This is a genomic window from Candidatus Dormiibacterota bacterium (genome assembly GCA_036495095.1).
Classification (GTDB): domain Bacteria; phylum Chloroflexota; class Dormibacteria; order Aeolococcales; family Aeolococcaceae; genus CF-96.
This window is the reverse complement of record DASXNK010000079.1, coordinates 1-16,308: the sequence shown is the minus strand read 5'-3', so window position 1 is coordinate 16,308 and position 16,308 is coordinate 1. Positions and strand designations below refer to the sequence as shown.

At 73.4% G+C, this 16,308-nt stretch carries 18 protein-coding genes; all 18 read right to left on the bottom strand.

The window, feature by feature from the left end:
- Positions 1 to 5: 5 nt before the first annotated feature.
- Complete coding sequence (locus VGL20_07885; GenBank protein ID HEY2703593.1) at positions 6 to 752, bottom strand: SDR family oxidoreductase; 747 nt, start codon at positions 750 to 752, stop codon at positions 6 to 8.
- A gap of 11 nt (positions 753 to 763) precedes the next feature.
- The gene (locus tag VGL20_07880; GenBank protein ID HEY2703592.1) at positions 764 to 1,303 is read right to left on the bottom strand and encodes an NUDIX domain-containing protein; all 540 of its coding nucleotides are present in this window, start codon (positions 1,301 to 1,303) and stop codon (positions 764 to 766) included.
- Between the two features lie 36 nt (positions 1,304 to 1,339).
- Positions 1,340 to 2,272 carry an FAD:protein FMN transferase gene (locus tag VGL20_07875; protein HEY2703591.1) on the bottom strand — a complete coding sequence of 311 codons (933 nt, stop codon included), beginning with the start codon at positions 2,270 to 2,272 and terminating at the stop codon, positions 1,340 to 1,342.
- A gap of 5 nt (positions 2,273 to 2,277) precedes the next feature.
- The gene (locus VGL20_07870; protein HEY2703590.1) at positions 2,278 to 2,613 is read right to left on the bottom strand and encodes a hypothetical protein; all 336 of its coding nucleotides are present in this window, start codon (positions 2,611 to 2,613) and stop codon (positions 2,278 to 2,280) included.
- A gap of 170 nt (positions 2,614 to 2,783) precedes the next feature.
- Positions 2,784 to 3,011 carry a hypothetical protein gene (locus VGL20_07865; GenBank protein ID HEY2703589.1) on the bottom strand — a complete coding sequence of 76 codons (228 nt, stop codon included), beginning with the start codon at positions 3,009 to 3,011 and terminating at the stop codon, positions 2,784 to 2,786.
- Positions 3,008 to 4,468: a HAMP domain-containing sensor histidine kinase gene (locus VGL20_07860; protein HEY2703588.1), complete on the bottom strand. Its 1,461-nt coding sequence runs from the start codon at positions 4,466 to 4,468 to the stop codon at positions 3,008 to 3,010. Before VGL20_07860 ends, VGL20_07865 begins: the two co-directional genes overlap by 4 nt.
- 1 nt (position 4,469) lies before the next feature.
- Entirely contained in the window at positions 4,470 to 5,168 is a 699-nt protein-coding gene (locus VGL20_07855; GenBank protein HEY2703587.1) for a response regulator transcription factor, read from the bottom strand.
- 155 nt (positions 5,169 to 5,323) lie between these two features.
- The gene (locus tag VGL20_07850; protein ID HEY2703586.1) at positions 5,324 to 6,757 is read right to left on the bottom strand and encodes a trypsin-like peptidase domain-containing protein; all 1,434 of its coding nucleotides are present in this window, start codon (positions 6,755 to 6,757) and stop codon (positions 5,324 to 5,326) included.
- 89 nt (positions 6,758 to 6,846) lie between these two features.
- Positions 6,847 to 8,244, bottom strand: coding sequence for a glutamate decarboxylase (locus VGL20_07845; protein ID HEY2703585.1), 1,398 nt, complete (start codon positions 8,242 to 8,244; stop codon positions 6,847 to 6,849).
- A gap of 35 nt (positions 8,245 to 8,279) precedes the next feature.
- Positions 8,280 to 9,545 (bottom strand): cytochrome P450, encoded by a 1,266-nt coding sequence (locus VGL20_07840; protein HEY2703584.1) that lies wholly within the window; start codon positions 9,543 to 9,545, stop codon positions 8,280 to 8,282.
- Positions 9,545 to 10,042, bottom strand: a complete 498-nt coding sequence (locus tag VGL20_07835; protein ID HEY2703583.1) for an aromatic-ring-hydroxylating dioxygenase subunit beta — start codon at positions 10,040 to 10,042, stop codon at positions 9,545 to 9,547. Before VGL20_07835 ends, VGL20_07840 begins: the two co-directional genes overlap by 1 nt.
- Positions 10,039 to 11,289: an aromatic ring-hydroxylating dioxygenase subunit alpha gene (locus VGL20_07830; protein ID HEY2703582.1), complete on the bottom strand. Its 1,251-nt coding sequence runs from the start codon at positions 11,287 to 11,289 to the stop codon at positions 10,039 to 10,041. Before VGL20_07830 ends, VGL20_07835 begins: the two co-directional genes overlap by 4 nt.
- Positions 11,286 to 12,023, bottom strand: coding sequence for an SDR family NAD(P)-dependent oxidoreductase (locus VGL20_07825; GenBank protein HEY2703581.1), 738 nt, complete (start codon positions 12,021 to 12,023; stop codon positions 11,286 to 11,288). The genes VGL20_07830 and VGL20_07825 overlap by 4 nt, the downstream gene beginning before the upstream one ends.
- 1 nt (position 12,024) lies before the next feature.
- Positions 12,025 to 12,828: an enoyl-CoA hydratase-related protein gene (locus VGL20_07820; GenBank protein ID HEY2703580.1), complete on the bottom strand. Its 804-nt coding sequence runs from the start codon at positions 12,826 to 12,828 to the stop codon at positions 12,025 to 12,027.
- 10 nt (positions 12,829 to 12,838) lie between these two features.
- A complete protein-coding gene (locus VGL20_07815; GenBank protein ID HEY2703579.1) occupies positions 12,839 to 13,630 on the bottom strand; it encodes an enoyl-CoA hydratase-related protein in 792 nt (263 codons plus the stop codon).
- Positions 13,627 to 14,031 (bottom strand): nuclear transport factor 2 family protein, encoded by a 405-nt coding sequence (locus VGL20_07810; GenBank protein HEY2703578.1) that lies wholly within the window; start codon positions 14,029 to 14,031, stop codon positions 13,627 to 13,629. The genes VGL20_07815 and VGL20_07810 overlap by 4 nt, the downstream gene beginning before the upstream one ends.
- A 69-nt stretch (positions 14,032 to 14,100) precedes the next feature.
- Positions 14,101 to 14,922 (bottom strand): formate/nitrite transporter family protein, encoded by an 822-nt coding sequence (locus tag VGL20_07805; protein HEY2703577.1) that lies wholly within the window; start codon positions 14,920 to 14,922, stop codon positions 14,101 to 14,103.
- A 3-nt stretch (positions 14,923 to 14,925) separates the two neighbouring features.
- Positions 14,926 to 16,308, bottom strand: a 1,383-nt coding sequence (locus VGL20_07800; GenBank protein HEY2703576.1) for an ABC transporter family substrate-binding protein, incomplete at its 5' end; no start/stop codon positions are given.

The window sequence follows — 16,308 nt, the reverse complement described above, 5'->3', positions numbered from 1 at the left end:
GGCGCTCAGCGGCCGCCGCTGACGTCGAGAAGCGCGCCGGTGACATACGACGACGCGTCGGAGCAGAGCCAGGCGATCGCGGCGGCGACCTCGGCCGGATCGCCCGCCCGCCCGATCGGGATCTGTGGACCGAGCCGCGCCACACGGTCCGGCTGGCCGCCGCTGGCATGGATGTCGGTATCGACGATGCCAGGCCGGACGGCGTTGACCCGGATCCCCTCGGCCGCCACCTCGCGCGCCAACCCGATGGTCATGGTATCGATCGCACCCTTGGAAGCGGCATAGTCGACGTACTCACCGGGGCTGCCGAGCCTCGACGCGGCGGACGACAGGTTGACGATCACACCGCCGGCACCGCCGTTGTTGGTCGACATGCGCCGGACCGCCTCGCGAGCGCAGAGGAACGACCCGAGAACGTTGACCGACATCATCCGCTCGATCCGCTCGAAGGTCATGTCCTCGACCCGGCTCCTCGCACCCACGATGCCCGCGTTGTTGACGAGCGCGCCAGGACGGCCGAGCTCGGCGTCGACCCGCTCGAACAGGGCGGCGACGTCGTGCTCCGACGAGACGTCGGCGCCCACGGCGATCGCCCTGCGGCCCGCCGCGCGGCACTCGTCCACCACCCGCTGGGCGGCGCCGGCGTCGGCGCGGTAGCTCACGCACACGTCCCACCCCTGGGCGGCCAGCAGCCGCGCCGTGGCCGCTCCGATGCCGCGCCCCCCTCCGGTCACCACCGCCGCCCGGCCCACCGCAACCTCCCTCAGCGCCCATCGTCGACGGTGGGGAGTCTGGCACCGCCCGTCCGGATGCCGTCGGGGCCCTGCCGATCCTGACCCTGGAGCGCCTCAGCAAGTCGATCGAGGAAGGGGAGCTGCCCCCGGACCAGCCGGGCCCGTGCCCCCTCCATCCCGTACCAGGCCACCCTGTCCACCTCCGGGAACGTCCGGATCCGCCCCGATCCCCTCGGCCATTCCATCTCGAACGTGGTGCTGACCGCCGTGCTCGGGTCGAGGTCGCCGGCCGCGGCCCACACCGAGACGACCTTCCCGCCCGCCTGGGTGACCTCTCCCAACGGCAGGAACTCGGACGCCGGCACGGGGACGCCGATCTCCTCCTGGAACTCCCGCCGGGCCGCCTCGAGCGGGTCGTCCTCGGCGAGGTGCTCGCCCTTGGGAATCGACCACGCGCCGGCGTCCTTGCGCTGCCAGAAGGGGCCGCCCATGTGGGCGATGAGCACCTCGACGGCACCCTGGTCGGTGATGCGATGGAGGAGGATCCCCGCGCTCAGCTTGTGCGGCATGTCCTCGCGATCATCCGCCTCGGCGAGATCCTCTGCTCAGGGTGAGCGCCAGCGGCGTTCCGGCCAGCCCGCCGCCCGGGTCACGGCGCCGTCGTGCCCGACCAGCCGCGAGGGAAGCCGCAGCGACTCCAGCCACGCCACCGCGCTCGCCCCGCGCACCACCGCGGCGGTCGCCGCGATGTTGGCGTCGAGGCAGTTGGCGGCGACCACCGTCACCGTCCGCCAGGGGCCGGCGGCGGGCAGGCCGGTGGCGGGGTCGATGATGTGGTGGAGCACCACCCCGCCCCTGGTCCAGCGACGCACCGCCGTGCTCGACGTCGCCACCCCGCCGGCGGTGACGGTCACGGTCTCCCCGTCGGCGGTGATCGGCGCGTCGCTGTCGTCGGCGACCTGGATCCGCCAGCCGCCCTCGGGCGCATCGCCGGCGACGGCGATGTCGCCGCCGAGGCTCACCAGCACGCCGCCGCCGCCGCCGATCGCCGCGAGCGCGCGGGTGGCGGCCAGATCGGCCGCGAGCGCCTTGGCGGTGGAGCCGAGGTCGACCTCGACCCCGGGAGGGATGACGACGGTGCGGCGAGCCGGGTCCAGCCGGATCCGCCGCCAGCCCGGAACCGGGCGCACGGTCAGCGAGATCGGGCCACCCTCGGCCGCAACCGAGGCGAAGTCGCCCTCGTAGCCGGCCGCCCGCACCGCGGTCCCCACGGTGGGGTCGACGGCGCCGTCGCTGAGCTCGGCGCCGCGCAGGGCGGCGGCGAGCAGGCTGGCGAGCAGCGGCGACAGCTGCGCCTCGGCGCCGGGCCGGGCCTGGATCCGGCGCAGCTCGCTGTCCTCGCGGAAGCGGCTGCAGGCCTCGTCGACCTCGCGGATCAGGCCGTCGACCGCCGCCCCGGCCTCGCCGAGCCGGTCCGCGCGCGTGACCACCACCCGAACCGAGGTACCGATGGCGCGACCGTCGGCGGCGGCCAGCATCGCCGTCAGCCCCCCCCGGAGCCGCCGCTCACGGCGTGGGCCCTGCCCGAGCCGCTCGACACCGGGGTGGGCGACGGGGCCAGCGTGGGGGCGGCGGTGGGCGCCGCGGCGGCGGTGCCGGAGCTCGATGCGGCGCTGACGCTCTGCGCCGCGGTGGTCACGGGGGTGGTCGTGGCCACCGTGGATGCGGTGGCGTTCCCGGCCGCTCCGGTGGAGCCGAGGGCGACGAAGGCGCCGACGGCGGCGGCGCCGCCGATCCCCACCGCGGCGGTGAGGCGGCGGCGCAGCGCCAGCGCCCGGTCGCGGTCGATCGGGGTCGGAGGCTGCGGGGCCGGGGTCATGGCTGGGTCTCCCTGGTGGATCGTCCGACGTGGTGAACGATCCCCACGGTGACGGCGGCGGCTGGGACGACCCTGGGCGCTGCCTGGGAGTTGGCTGCGAGTGCAATCCACGGCGTCGTCCGCAGCTGGACCATCCGCGAGTGGAACGAGGTCCTCGGCGGCGCCTGACCTCACGACCCGGCGTTCGTCGTCCCCGGCCCGGAGGGCGGCTCGGGCCCGGCCTCGTCGCGGTCGCCCGCCAGCCCGTCGCGCAGGCCGTGGACCACGCCGACGGCCACGAGGGCGAGGAACGCCAGGCCGATGAGGATGGCGATGGTCGCGAGGTGCCCCGGGCCGAACAGGGCGACGGCGGCGACCACCGCGACCACCAGCACCACCAGGACTCGCATGCGCGTCACCGGGGTGAGCCTACTCCGCGTCCGTCGGGGAGGGGGAGCACGATCCGGAAGGTCGCACCGCCGCCCGGGGTGCGGTCGACGGAGATCCGGCCGCCGTGGGCCTGCACCACGGCGGCGGCGATGCTGAGGCCGAGGCCGCTGCCACCCTGATCGCCGCTCCGGGCCGCGTCGGCGCGGTAGAACCGCTCGAAGATGCGGCCGGCGTGCTCGGCCTGGATGCCCGGCCCGTGGTCGACGACCTCGAGCACGGCGCTGCCGTCGACGCGGCGCAGCCCGACCTCGATCGGGGTGCCCGCGGGGGTGTGCACGAGGGCGTTCCGGAGCAGGTTGGAGAGCACCTGGCGCAGCCGCATCTGGTCGCCGGCGACCACGAGGGGCGCGGTCACCCGGGTGCTGATCGGGCGCCCGCCGTCGGCGGCCCTGGCGTCGGCGCAGGCGTCCGCGACCAGCGCCTCGAGGTCGACCGGCCGGCTCTCCAGCGGGCGTCCCTGATCGAGGCGGGCGAGCAGCAGCAGGTCGTCGACGAGGATGCCCATGCGCTGGGTCTCCTCGTCGATGCGGCGCATCGCCAGGGTCATGTCCTCGGCGGACATGTCGGTGGTGCGGCGGAGCAGCTCGGCGTATCCCCGCATCGAGGTGAGCGGGGTGCGCAGCTCGTGGGAGGCGTCGGACACGAAGTGGCGCAGCCGCTGCTCGTTGGCCTCGCGCTCGACGAAGGCCGCCTCCAGCTGGCCGAGCATGCTGTTGAGGGCGAGGCCGAGCCGGCCCACCTCGGTGTTCTCGGTGGCCGGGCTCACCCGCTGGCTGAGGTCGCTGAGCACGATCGAGCGCGCCGTCGAGCCGATCCGCTCCAGCGGCCGCAGCCCCCGCCGCACCAGCACCGCGGTGGCGAGGATCACCACCAGGGTGACGCCGCCGGCGATCGCCAGCTCGAGGAGGAGCAGCTGGCGCAGGGTGGTGGCGACGTCGTCGAGGGGCATGGCGACCATCAGCAGGTCACCGGCAGCCGCGCCCGATGCGGTCTCGACGTACACCCGGTAGCTGCCGACCCCGCCGCTTCCGGGGACGGTGAGCAGCCGCGGCGACGGTGGCGGGGTGAGGTCGGCGGGGAGGACGGGACGCGCCGCGGTGTCCCCGGGCCCCGGGACGTAGGAGGCGTAGGTGGCGAGCACCTGGCCGGACGGGCTGCGCAGCTCGGCGTACGCGCCCGTGGGGAGGGGGATGGGACCGCCCCCGCCCGGACCGCCGGAGCCGCGATCTCCCGGCCCGTGACCGCCGGCCAGGCCGGCGCTGGCCTCGAGCGTCTGCTCGACGGCCTGGTGGCCGTCGCTGAGCTGGCTGTCGATCCGCGAGAGCAGGAACGAGCGCAGCGCCACGTAGGTGCCGCCGTCGGCCACCAGCAGGGCGACGACGAAGAGCGGGCACAGCGTGATCAGCAGCCGGAGGCGAAGCGACATCTCAGGCGCTGCGGGGCACCCGGAGCACGTAGCCGACACCACGCACGGTGTGCACCAGCGCCGGCTCCGCCCAGTCGATCTTGCGGCGCAGGTAGCTGATGTAGGTCTCCAGCACGCTGGCGTCGCCGCCGAAGTCGTAGTCCCAGACGTGGTCGAGGATCTGCGCCCGGGAGAGCACCCGTCCCGCGTTCATCAGCAGGTAGCGGAGCAGGCGGAACTCGGTGCGGGTGAGCTCGACCAGCTGCCCGGCGCGGATCACCTCGTGGGTGTCCTCGTCGAGCTCGAGGTCGGCGAGCGCCAGCCGTTTGCTCTGCTCCGCCGCCTCGGGCTGGTGGCGGCGCAGCACCACGCGGATCCGCGCCACCAGCTCCTCGATGCTGAAGGGCTTGGTGACGTAGTCGTCGCCGCCGACGGTGAGGCCGCGCACCTTCTCCTCGGTGGCGTCGCGGGCGGTCAGGAAGATGACCGGCACCTTCAGGCCGTCGGAGACCAGCCGCTGCACGAAGGTGAAGCCGTCCTCGTCGGGGAGGCCGACGTCCAGCACCACCAGCGCCGGCCGGAAGTCCATCAGCGCGGCCCGGGCGTCACGGGCGCTCGCCGCCGTCTGGACCCCGAAGCCCTCGTAGCGCAGGGCCATCGCCACCAGGTCGGTGATCGAGCGCTCGTCGTCGACGACGAGGATGCGGGTGAGGTCGTCCATGACCGCATCATGCCGGTCCGGCCTGGGAGCCGGCTGGGAGGACTCTGGGAGATTGCTGGGAGAGCCTGGACGCAGCACGGCCCGCCTGCGCCCCGGGGGAAGAGTTCCCGGGGGCCGGCGGGCCGCCTGATGGAAGGGGCGAGGAGGAGGGTTGCTCAGGCTGCCGGTGCAGACTGGCCGGCGAGCTGAACGGTGGTGCTGTGCTGCTGGCCGTTCTGGTCGAGCCACGTGACCTTCACCCGGTCGCCGGGCTTGGTCGCCTTGACCGCGGTGCTCAGGGTCGGCGCCGAGGTGATGCTCTTGCCGCCGAAGGTGACGATCACGTCGCCGGCGGCGAGCCCGGCGCTCTCGGCGGGGGTGCCGGGGGCGATGCCGACCACCAGGGCGCCGGTGGTGCCCTGGCTGGAGGCGTCGGCGACCTGGACCCCGAGGAGCGCCGTCTGGGCCGCGGTCTGGGGAGCGCCGCCGCCGGTGCGCAGCTGCTGGACGATCGACATCGCGGTGTCGATCGGGATGGCGAAGCCCTGGGCCGAGGTGCCCCGGAAGCGGAAGCCGCGACCGCTCGTGGAGGCGGCCGTGTCCATGCCGATGACCTTCCCCGTGGCGTCGATCAGCGGGCCGCCGGAGTCGCCCGGCTGCACGTTGGCGTCGACCTGGATGAGGTTGGTCAGGGTCTCGGCGTTGGCCCCGGTGTCGTCGGTGGCGGTGATCGTCTGACCCACCGCGACCACGCTGCCGGCGGCGGCGGAGTCGCCCTGGCCGAGGGCGTTGCCGAGGGCGACGATGGCATCGCCGACCGCGACCTTCGAGGGGTCGCCGATGCTGATGGTCGTGAGGTTGGAGGAGACGCCCTGGAGCTGGAGGAGGGCGACGTCGTCGGCCGGGTCGGCGCCGACCACGGTGGCCCTGTACTTCCTGCCGGTGCCGCCGATCTGGGCGGTGATGAAGGTGGCGCCCTGGATGACGTGGTTGTTGGTGAGCACCTGGCCGCCGGCGGTGATCACCATTCCGGTGCCCGCGGCGGTCCCGCTGGTCAGGTTCGAGGTGATGTCGACGACCGCGGGATCGACCTTGCCGGCGACCGAGGTCGGATCGACGGTCGACGGTGTGGTGGTGGTGCCGGACGAGCCGGTGCCCCCCGGGTACGGGTTGCCGAGGCGGCCGCCGAAGGGCCGCTGCTGGACCGGGGCGGGGGTGGTCACCGGGGTGCTGGCCGTCGCCGAGCCGCCGGCCCGGTTGCCGACCGTCCCCATCACCGCGGCGCCAGCGACGCCGCCGGCGATCAGCGCGGCACCGAAGGCGAGGGCGAGGCCGCGACGGCCGGGCGGTGCCGGGGGCGGCCCCTCCGAGGCGGGCCCCCAGGGGCGCTGCGGCCAGGCCGGCGGCGGGGGGACCGGGGGTGCCCAGCCGCCCGGGACTGGCGAGGGCGAGGGCGAGGGCGAGGCCCAGGGCTCGGACGCCGCGAACGCCGGCGTTGGCTCGGACGCGGATCCCGCGTCCGGATGACCGCCGTGCACCCCGGGAGCCGGCACGCCGAGCTCCGGGGAGTTCTCACCGGAGGCGGGATCCGGCATCAGAGGGGTGTCCATGGCCGCCATCCTCGGACCGCCCGCCTTTCATTCCGATTACAGGGAGGCGGAATCCACCGGGGGCCCGGGTGAACCCGGTTCCCACCCCCTCAGCAGACCGGCCGCGGATCCTGCCGGCGCATCCCGTGGGCCACCGGCGGCCCGCTGGTCGGACCCCAGACGTCCCGGACCGCGGCGTCGACGTCGTCCACGAGCATGTCGCACATGTCCCGGCTGAGGTTCTCGCGGACCACCATCCGCAGCACGGTGATGTCCTGGGCGTCCGCGGGCAGCGGGTAGGCGGGCACGATCCAGCCCCGCTGGCGGAGCCGCTGGGAGAGCGCGAACAGGTCGAGGCTCTGCGGATCGAGGGCGCGCAGCGCGACCACCGGGAACAGCCGCCCGTCGCCGGCGGGGGCGAAGCGCCCGCCGTCGAGGAGGCGGTCGCGGAGGTGGTGGGCGTTGGCCATGATGTTCGACATGATCCGCGCGTATCCCTCGCGGCCGAGCCGGAGAAGGTTGTAGTACTGGAGCGTGACCTGGGTGCTGGGCCGCGAGAAGTTGAGGCTGTAGTTGGGCATGTCGCCGCCCAGATAGGTGATGTGGAAGACCAGCTCCTCGGGCAGGTCACCGCGGTCGCGGAACAGCACCGTCCCCATCCCCGGGTAGACGAGGCCGTACTTGTGGTTGGAGAGGTTGATCGAGCGCACGTGCTCGAGCCGGAAGTCCCAGCGGAGCTCCGGCTCCGTGAAGGGCAGGATGAACCCGCCGCTGGCGGCGTCGACGTGGATGGGGATGGTCCAGCCGTGCTCGCGCTCGAGCTCGCCGGCGAGCGCGTCGAGGCCGGCGACGTCGTCCATCTGCCCGGTGTAGGTGGTGCCCACCACCGCGCCGATGGCGATGGTGTTCTCGTCGACGTGCCCGCGTGCGCCGGCGGCGTCGAGCACGAAGCGGTCGTGGGTCATCGGCACCACCCGCTCCTCCACCTCGAAGTAGCGGGTGAACTTCTCCCAGCAGGTGTGCACGTCGGCGCCGAAGACGAGGTTGGGACGGTCGGCGGGCAGCCCGGCCGCCCTGCGCCGGTTCGCCCAGGCACGCTTGTGGGCGAGCAGGGCGAGCATGATCGCCTCCGACGAGCCCACCGTCGCCGTGCCCACCGGGGTGCACTCGCGGGGAGGGTTGAGCATGTGCCCGAGCATGCTCATCACCCGCTCGTGGATCTGCTTCGTCTGCGGGTACTCGTCCTGGTCGATGAGGTTCTTGTTGCGGGTGTCGAGGGAGAGCTGGTCGGCCTCCGGCTCCATCCACGTGGTCACGAACGACGCGAGGTTGAGCGCCGGGTTGCCGTCGAGGCTGAGCTCGTCCCGGACCAGCTGGAGCGCCGCGTCGGCGGGCATGCCGCGGGTGGGCATGCGGTACTTGGGCACCTCCTCGGCGAAGTAGCGCCCCGCGTACGTCACCGCATGGACATCGCTGGCGCCGTCGCGGCTGTGACGCACCCTCTGCATGGCCGACCTCCGGGTGGACGTGGGTGCGGGACAGCCTACCCGCGCGGACCGGTGGGCGTGAACCGCACCGGCAGCCGCTTGATGCCGTTCATGAAGTTTCCGCCGAGGTACTGCGGCGGCCCCGCCTCGATGTCCGGGACCCGGTGCAGCATCTCGTCGAAGATCGCGCGCAGCTCGGCTCGGGCGAGCGAGAAGCCCAGGCAGAAGTGCGGCCCTCCCCCGCCGAAGCCGACGTGGGGGTTGGGGTGACGGAGGATGTCGAAGCGCTCGGGATGGTCGAAGGCGCGCGCGTCGCGGTTCGCGGCGGAGTAGAAGAGCACCACCTTGTCGCCCTCGGCGATCCTCTGGCCGCGCAGCTCGGCGTCGCGGGTGACGGTGCGCCGGAAGGTCATCACCGGCGTCGACCAGCGCAGGATCTCGTCGACGGCGCCGTCGATGCGGTCGCCGAAGTCGTCCATCAGCCGCCGCCGCTGCTCGGGGTGCTCGGTGAGCAGGCGGACGCCGTGGCTGATGGTGTGCCGGGTGGTGTCGTTGCCGGCGACGTTGAGGAGCACGAAGAAGGCACCGACCTCCTCGTCGGTGAGCCGGTCGCCCTCGACCTCGGCCTGCACCAGCGCGGTCATCAGGTCGTCGCCGGGACGGCGGCGGCGCTCCTCGGCCATCCGCAGCGCGACCCCGAGGAGGCTCAGCAGAGCCTCGTAGGTGAGCTCGATCGGCTCGCGCCCGCCGACCAGCTCGGGATCGTTCCAGCCGACCATGTCGTTGGCCGCGCGGGCGACCAGCTCGCGGTCCGCCGGAGCCACGCCGAGCATCTCCGACAGGGTGAGCACCGGCAGCCGCTCCGACACCTGCGCCACCAGGTCGCACTCGCCCAGCGGCGCCAGCTCGGTCACCAGGGCGCGCGCCAGCACCCGGATCCGCTCCTCGATGCGCGCCACCTGGCGCACGGTGAAGGCCGACGCCACCAGCCGGCGCAGGGTGGCGTGGCGGGGCGCGTCCATGGCGAGGAAGGACGTCGCCGCCTCGTTGATCTCCTCCGGGATGTCCTCGAACATCACCCCGCGGCCCGAGCAGAACGTCTGCGCGTTCCGGCTCACCGCGACCACGTCCTCGTGGCGCACCACCGCCCAGTAGCCGGGGTCGACGCTGTCCTGGGGCACCAGGCCCCCCTCGGCGGGCCGGTGCCAGGACACCGGCCGTTCACGGCGCAGCACCGCGAACGACCGCTCGCGCTGCTCGGGCGGCTGCGACCAGAAGGCGGTGGAGGAGATGTCGACCTCGTCGTACACGCGCGCGCTCATCAGATCAGGAACGACAGGGTGGGCAGGGGACGGTCGCAGTCGACGAGGCGGACGGTCTTCGCCGCCATCCTCCATCCGTCGCCGTCGCCGGCGCCGCGCAGCCGGTACTCGCTGCGACCCGCCCACAGGGTGAGGCCGCGGTCGCGCGACTCGGCGACCAGGAAGTTGGCGCCGGCGAGGACATCCCCGTCCCTGGTGCCGAGCAGCTCGATGTTGGAGACGACCCGGCGCAGCCGCGAGGGCGGCGCCTGGGAGTGTCGCTTCCCCGTCTCCAGCTGGCGGATGCGGGTGCGGATCCGCGAACGGTTGTCGTGGACGATCGACATCTGCACTCCTGGCTCGCCGGCCTCGTGGGTGACGGGCACCCAATAGAGGGCGTCGTCGGTCCACAGCGCCTCCCACTCCGCATAGCGGTGCTCGTCCTGCAGGCGTGCCTCGCGGTAGATGAACTGCTCGACGGCGCGCAGCAGCTCGACGTCGATCGCGCCCGCGCTCATCGGCTCCCCTCCATCAGCCGCCGGTAGTGCCGCCAGATCGCCCGCTGCGGCACCTCGTCGGTGGCGTCGCCGACCAGGTGCCCGTTCTCGTCGAGGCGCTCGCGATGGAGGCCGCGGCGCAGCACCAGCCACTCCGGACGCAGCCCCTGCACGCCGCGCTGGTTGCGCTCGTACATCTCCGAGTCGTCGGCGAGCAGCAGCCCCGCCGGGCCGACCGACCCGACCGTCTGCGAGAGCATCCGGCGGTTCATGTCGGGCGCGCCCCTGAGCTGCACCGCGGTGACGTGCTGGACGGTGTCGTCCACCGCCAGCGGCTGGATGACGAAGAGCTGGATCTCGGCGATGAAGAGGTTGGGGAAGACCATGACGTGGGGCGAGCCGTCGACGAGGATCGACTCGGCGGCGTCGCCGTGGACCGCGCGCATCCGCGCCACGTAGTCGGGCTGGCGCTCGGGGGTGGTGCCGAACCAGCCCAGGGGTTCGCCGCGGCGGCGGAACTCGGGGCGGAGGTCGTTCTCGGTGTGGCCGTTGCCGAGGTCGCGCGACAGCGCCGTCGAGCCCTCGGTGTAGAGCGCGCCGATGCCGCTCTCGGCCACCGAGAAGATCGAGCTGTGCACGAACTGGGGGTGGTAACCGTCGGTCTCGTTCTCGACGAGGAGCTTCCAGTTGGCCCGCACCCGGTGCTTCAGCCAGCCGGCGGTGAGCATCACCTCGCCCTCGGGCGACAGCCGCGCCAGCCGGTCGAAGGCCTCGGCGGCGGCGCCGAGGTGCTCGAGCAGGCCCGGCCCCTCCTCGGCGAACGAGCCGAAGACGAACCCGCGGTGGGTCTCCACCCGGGGCACCCGCCCGAGGCCGAGCTCGGCGCGCGCATCGAGGCCCTGGTAGCCGCTGTTGAAGGGATAGCCGAGCAGGCTGCCGTCGTTGCCGAAGGTCCAGCCGTGGTACGGGCAGCGGAAGCTGCGGGCCCGGCCGCGCTCGGCGGCGCAGACCAGGTTGGCGCGGTGGCTGCAGCGGTTGAGCAGCAGGTGCACCCGCCCCTCGCGGTCGCGGGTCATGATCACCGGCTGCGGCCCGATCGACTTCATCACGAAGTCGTCGGGATCGGGCACCTCGCTGAGGTGGCCGACGTAGACCCAGGTGCGGTACCAGATCCGCTCCAGCTCGGCCTCGAAGATCGTGGGATCGGTGTACAGCGACCCATGGACGCGGTCGGGATGGATCAGCTCGTCCCAGCGCCGCGAGCTCATGCTCCCAGCCCCATGCCGCCGGAGACCCCCAGGGTCTCGCCGGTGATGTAGGAGGCCTGCTCGGAGGCGAGGAACGCGACCGCCGCGGCGACCTCCTCGGGGCGGCCGAGGCGGCGCAGCTGGGTGCCCTCGCGCATCGCGGCGACGAGGCGCTCGCCGACGCCGGGGAGGCGCCGGGTGGCCTCGAGCATCGGGGTCTCGACCGGCCCCGGCGCGACCGCGTTGGCGGTGATGCCGTGGCGCGCGTTCTCGCGGGCGATCGACTTGGTGAAGGCGATCACCGCGCCCTTGGTGGCGGCGTACACCGCGTTCCCCTTCGCACCCACCCGGCCGGCCTCGGACGAGATGTTCACGATGCGGCCGTAGCCGGCGCGCTGCATCGCCGGCAGCGCCGCGTGGGTGCAGGCGAGCACCCCCTCGAGGTTGACCGCGATCAGCCGCCGCCAGCGCTCCGGGGTGAGCTCGGTGAACCAGCCGAAGTCGTCGACGCCAGCGTTGTTGACGAGCACGTCGAGGGTGCCGGCGCCGGTGACGGCGGCCCGGGCCTGGCCGGCGTCGGCGACGTCGAACCCCACCGCGCGGCCGCCGATCTCCGCCGCCAGCGCCTCGGCGGCGTCGACGGCGAGGTCGCCGATCACCACCTCCGCCCCCTCGGCTGCGAGCCGGCGTGCGATCGCCGCGCCGATGCCACCCGCCCCACCGGTGACCAGGGCCCGGCGCCCCTCGAGCAGCACCTCAGCCGCCCCGGAACACCGGCGGACGGCGCTCGAGCACCGCTGCCAGTCCCTCGCGGGCGTCCTCGGTGCCCGACAGCTCGGAGACGGTGCGCGCCTCCTCGGCGAGACGCGCCTCGACGGTGGCGCCGAGGCCGTCCCAGAGCAGCCGCTTGGTGGCCCCGAGCGCGCGGGTGGCGCCCGCGGCCAGCTCCCGGGCGAGGGCGATGCCCTCGGCGGCGAGCGCCTCGTCGGCCACCACCCGGGTGATCAGCCCCAGCTCGAGCGCCCGGGCGGCGCTCAGGGTGGGATTGGTGAGCGCGATCTCCAGGGCGCGGCGGTGGCCGACCAGGCGCGAGAGCGTGACCGAGACGCCCGCGTCGGGGGCCATCCCCACCCGGGTGGCGCCGAGCAGGAAGCGCGCCGACTCGGCGGCGATCACCAGGTCGGAGGCGCAGACCAGTCCGAAGCCCCCGCCGCCGGCGGCGTGGCCGTGCACCATCGCCACCACCGGCGCCTCCAGGCGGGTGAGCGCCGAGGCCGACGCCTGCAGCCAGGTGGTGGCCTCGCGGAGGTACTCGGGCAGCCGCTCGCCCCGGCGCGCGAATTCGCGGACGTCGCCGCCGGCGCAGAAGTGCGCGCCCTCCCCGCTGAGCAGCACCGCCCGCACCCGGGGGTCGCCGTGGCAGCGCATCACCGCCTCGAACAGCGCCCGCAGCAGCGCCAGGTTCATGCCGTTCGAGGCGTCGGGCCGGTTGAGCCGCAGCCGCGCCACCCCGCCGTCGAGGTCGAGGAGCACCGGCCCGGAGTCGATCAGCGGCTCCACGGCGTCCACCTCAGCGTCCCTCGAAGCGTGCGGCGCGGCGCGCGGCGAAGGCCTCGATGCCCTCGCGGGCGTCGGCGGTGCCGCCGCAGTCGACGATCGCGGCGCGCTCGGCGGCGAGCTGCTCCTCGAAGGTCGCCGACCACGAGGTGCGGAGCAGCCGCCGGATGTGGCCGTACGCCACCGTGGGCCCGGCGGCGTAGCGGCGCGCGGTCGCCTCCGCCTCCGCCTCGAGCGCCTCCACGGGGACCACCCGGCCGACCAGCCCCCACGCCAGCGCCTCCTCGGCGGAGAGCACCCGCCCCTCGAGGGTGAGCTCCAACGCGCGGCGCATCCCCACCAGCCGGGGGAGGTGCCAGGTGCTGCCGCCGTCACCGCTCAGCCCCAGCTTCGCGAAGCCGCTGGCGAGCCGCAGGTCGGCGGCGGCGATCACCACGTCGGCGCACCAGAGCAGCCCCAGCGCACCACCCGCCGCGCCCCCCTGCACCGCGCACACCACCGGCACCGGAAGCTCCGCCAGCCGGGAGAGGGTGACGTGGTACGCGCCCACCATCGCCTCGAGCTCCTCGGGGATCAGCTCGATGCCGGCGAGGTGGCGCAGGTCGCCGCCGGCGCTGAAGCTGCGACCCGCGGCGGAGAGGAGCAGGCAGCGCACCCCGGGGTGCTCCTCCACGGCGGCGACCGCCGCGCCGAGCCCGGCGACCATCGCAGGGTCGATGGCGTTGTGGGCGTCGGGTCGCGCCAGCCGGAGCCGGGCGACCCCGCCGTCGACCTCGAGGGTGACCCGGTCCGCGGAGCTCCTCATGCCGGCTGCTCGAGCGCCGCCGCCCACAGCGCGGTGTCGGTGACCTGCATCAGGCCGGTCAGCCGGCCGTCGCCCGCGGTCCAGAGGTGGGCGAAGGCGGCGTCGAGGGGCTGCCCGGTGGAGCGGCAGCGGCCGAGGTAGCGGCCCAGCACCACCAGCCGGCCGTCCTCGCAGGCGATCCACTCCCGGGCCTCCGGCCGCACCCTGTAGGTGCGCCCGATCGCCCACCAGGTGTCGCGGATCATCGCCTCGGCGCCGGTGCGCCGTCCCCCGCACCCGAGCGGCATGCCCTCGGAGACCTCGGCCTCGAACCCGGGGTCGAGGAGCACGCCCAGAGCCGCCGCGTCGCCCTCGGCGAGGGCCGCGTACACACCGCGGACGAGGTCCCGGATGGCGGTCATAACCCCTCTTCTACCTGCGCGCCAGTAAGGTAGCAGCGGCGCCGTGACCCGGTCAAGGACAGGCCGATGCTACGAGGCGCTCGCTCCCCGCTCGTCGCGGATGCGGTCCTCGCCGACCTGCACCAGCCGGAGCATGGTGACCAGGCCGACCCCGCCGACAACGTTGCCGAGCGCGAACCAGGCGGCGGTGACCGCCCAGGTGCCATAGCCGAAGGTCGCGCCCGCATGCAGCCCGGCGAACATCTCCAGGGTGGCCACGATCACGTGGTCGAGGGGCGCGGCGGCGAGCACGAAGGCGATCAGCGCCGCGGCCACCAGCTTCGGCATCTCCGAGGTCGCCCCCTGCTGCATCCAGGTCATCAGGGTGATGATCGCCCCGCCGAGCAGGGCGCTCGCGAAGGAGCGGCCCGAGATGCCGGAGTCGGTGAAGTGGGCGGCGGACTCGCGGGCCACGTGTTCGAGGCCCGGGAAGGCGATGAGCACCAGCCAGGTCATCACCCACCCCGCCAGAAGGTTCATCACCGCGGTCCCAGCCCACAGCCGCAGGATCGAGAGGGGCGGCTGGCGGCCGGCGACCACGGCGGCGATGGGGAGCAGGAAGTTCTCGGTGAAGAGCTCGCTGCGGGCCAGGGTCAGGGCGATGAAGCCGATGCCGAAGGCGAGCGCCGCGAGCAGCCGGTTGCCGGTGGCGGCCTCGACGATGAAGAGCGCGAACACCCCGAAGGTGACGTCGATCCCTCCCACCGCGCCGGTGGCGAGCAGCTCGGGCAGGCTGCGCTCCAGCCGGTGGCTGCCCTCGTCGACCGAGCGCGAGAATGCCGACGCCAGCTCGCGCTCGGCCTCGCCGGCGGCCGGCGCCGCCTCCTTCCCCTGGGCAGCCTTCTCCGCCACGGGTCAGGCCTTGACGAAGCCGATGTCCTCGAGCGGCGCGCTCGCGAACCCGAAGGCGCCGAAGTTCGCGAGCGTCGACTTGGAGGCGATGATCTCCGGCCGCTGGTAGAAGGTCAGCGAGTGCACCTCCTGCCAGATCAGGGTGTCGATCTGGTTGCCCAGAGCCAGCGCCCTGGTGGTGTCGAACTCGCTGGTGGCCTGGTCGAAGAGCTGGTCGATCTGGTCGGAGCCGGTCCGTGCGTAGTTCTGCTGGACGTCGAGCTGACCGCCGACGCTCTTGGGCTTGGCGTAGATCGACTTGCTCGAGCTGATCGGGAACACCGTGCCCAGCCAGGAGAACACGGTGAGGTCGAAGTCGCCGGGGGTGATGTACTTGTCGAAGAAGTCGGCCGAGGGCACCGTCTGGATGTCCAGCTTCACCCCCACGGCGCTGAGCATCGACTGCATCAGCTCCGACTCCTGCTTGCTGGTCGACACCTGTGACGGGATCACGATGCGCAGGGTCAGCGGCTTGCCGCCCCTGGTCCGCTGGGTGCCGCTCAGCTTCCAACCGGCGGCGTCGAACAGCGTCGCCGCCCTGGTCGGGTCGTAGGTGCCGACGTCGCCGGAGTTGTCCTGGTAGCCCTTCTGGTTGGCCATGAAGATGTGGTTGCCCAGCGGCACCGCCGTCACCCCGAGCGGGCCGAGCAGCGCCTTCGCGATCGTCGAGCGATTGATCGACATCGCCACCGCCCTGCGCACGTTCAGGTCGCTGAGGATCGCGCTGGTGCCGTTGATGGTGAGGTGGCGGAAGTTGGGGCCGCCGGCCCGGTGGATGGTGATCCCCTTGGTGGTGCTGGCGCGCCTCAGCTTGTTGACGTCCGGGCCGATGTCCATGAAGTCGATCTCGCCGTTGGCCAGCGAGTCGATCTGGGCGTCGGCGTCGATGACGCGGTAGATGATGTGGTCGAGCTTGGCCGGCCTCCCCCACCACCTCTCGTTGCGCGCCAGGGTGATGGTCTTCGCGGTCTGGTCGATGCTCTCGACCTTGAAGGGGCCGGCGGTGGTCAGCGGCCTCCCCTTCCAGCCGTCGTTGAAGACGCTCGGGTTGGAGTTGGTCGACGCCGGATACAGGAAGCTGAAGAGCCCCCGCCAGTCGACGTAGGGCTTGGCGAAGGTGACCACCACCTCATGGTCGTCCTTCCCCTGCACCACGCTCTCGACCTTGTCGTAGCCCTGGGTCGAGGCCACCTTGTAGGCGGTGTCGGTGCCGCGCAGCGCTTTCCACTGCGCGGCGAAGTCGGCGACGGTGATCGGCGTGCCGTCGTACCAGACCGCCTTCGGGTTGATGCGGTACGTGATCACCTGCTTGGGGGTCTTCGCGGTGAGGTCGCCGGACTCGAGGTA

Bases quoted from the DNA above. Each gene is read 5' to 3' on its own strand.
- VGL20_07880 (HEY2703592.1), bottom strand. From the start codon at position 1,303: ATGCCGCACAAGCTGAGCGCGGGGATCCTCCTCCATCGCATCACCGAC.
- VGL20_07875 (HEY2703591.1), bottom strand. From the start codon at position 2,272: ATGCTGGCCGCCGCCGACGGTCGCGCCATCGGTACCTCGGTTCGGGTG.
- VGL20_07870 (HEY2703590.1), bottom strand. From the start codon at position 2,613: ATGACCCCGGCCCCGCAGCCTCCGACCCCGATCGACCGCGACCGGGCG.
- VGL20_07860 (HEY2703588.1), bottom strand. From the start codon at position 4,468: ATGTCGCTTCGCCTCCGGCTGCTGATCACGCTGTGCCCGCTCTTCGTC.
- VGL20_07855 (HEY2703587.1), bottom strand. From the start codon at position 5,168: ATGGACGACCTCACCCGCATCCTCGTCGTCGACGACGAGCGCTCGATC.
- VGL20_07850 (HEY2703586.1), bottom strand. From the start codon at position 6,757: ATGGACACCCCTCTGATGCCGGATCCCGCCTCCGGTGAGAACTCCCCG.
- VGL20_07845 (HEY2703585.1), bottom strand. From the start codon at position 8,244: ATGCAGAGGGTGCGTCACAGCCGCGACGGCGCCAGCGATGTCCATGCG.
- VGL20_07840 (HEY2703584.1), bottom strand. From the start codon at position 9,545: ATGAGCGCGCGCGTGTACGACGAGGTCGACATCTCCTCCACCGCCTTC.
- VGL20_07835 (HEY2703583.1), bottom strand. From the start codon at position 10,042: ATGAGCGCGGGCGCGATCGACGTCGAGCTGCTGCGCGCCGTCGAGCAG.
- VGL20_07830 (HEY2703582.1), bottom strand. From the start codon at position 11,289: ATGAGCTCGCGGCGCTGGGACGAGCTGATCCATCCCGACCGCGTCCAT.
- VGL20_07815 (HEY2703579.1), bottom strand. From the start codon at position 13,630: ATGAGGAGCTCCGCGGACCGGGTCACCCTCGAGGTCGACGGCGGGGTC.
- VGL20_07810 (HEY2703578.1), bottom strand. From the start codon at position 14,031: ATGACCGCCATCCGGGACCTCGTCCGCGGTGTGTACGCGGCCCTCGCC.